This is a genomic window from Psychrobacter sp. 1U2 (genome assembly GCF_051847575.1).
This window is the reverse complement of sequence record NZ_JBPYDC010000976.1, coordinates 1-753: the sequence shown is the minus strand read 5'-3', so window position 1 is coordinate 753 and position 753 is coordinate 1. Positions and strand designations below refer to the sequence as shown.

Here is a 753-nt window from a genome sequence, read left to right as displayed (position 1 = left end):
AATTGCGGCTTTATCGCTTTATAAAGTTAATCCTTATGACCTGCTCATTTGTGAATTAGGTCACCTACGAATCTGCTATGAATAATAATGCTATGACCACAAATATAACACCGAAACAAACGTCTGATACCGAATTGGTGGCGCAACAGTCATCTATAGAGGATGGATTGACCACCAATGGCTCAAGCCTTGATGTTGACTCGCTTGATGAGAATTTGTCTGATGATGAGCAAGCATCTGATTATGAAGAAATCAACGACGATGAAGATCAAGATGAATACGCCAGCTCTATAGCTGGGCAAGTCTTACCGCAAGTGATTGACATAACGCATACGGTAACTGAGAAGGAAGCGGGTCTACGTATAGACAAGCTTGCCTCACAGGTTTTTACTGACTTTTCACGAGTGCAGTTACAAGGCTGGGTTGGTGATGGTAGTTTGTTATATAACGGTAGCGTACAAAAGCCCAAACAACGTGTCAAAGCGGGAGATGTGATACATCTATCTACGACATTGCAGCAGCATAGTGAAGATCAGCCAGAAAATATCGCCATCGATGTCGTTTATGAAGATGATGACGTACTGGTGATTGATAAGCCTGTCGGCATGGTGGTTCATCCAGGGGCGGGCAATCAGACAGGCACTTTGGTCAATGCTTTGCTATACCATTATCCTCAGCAGCATCACTTGCCACGCGCAGGCCTTGTACATCGAATTGATAAAGATACCTCAGGGCTCTTACTGATTGGTAAAA

Annotated in this window: 1 protein-coding gene; it reads left to right on the top strand. The window is 43.7% G+C overall.

Features of this window, described 5'->3' with window-relative positions:
- Nucleotides 1–92 precede the first annotated feature (92 nt).
- Nucleotides 93–753: pseudouridine synthase (locus ACS8FD_RS19875; protein WP_439277136.1), on the top strand; the 661-nt coding region annotated here is incomplete at its 3' end.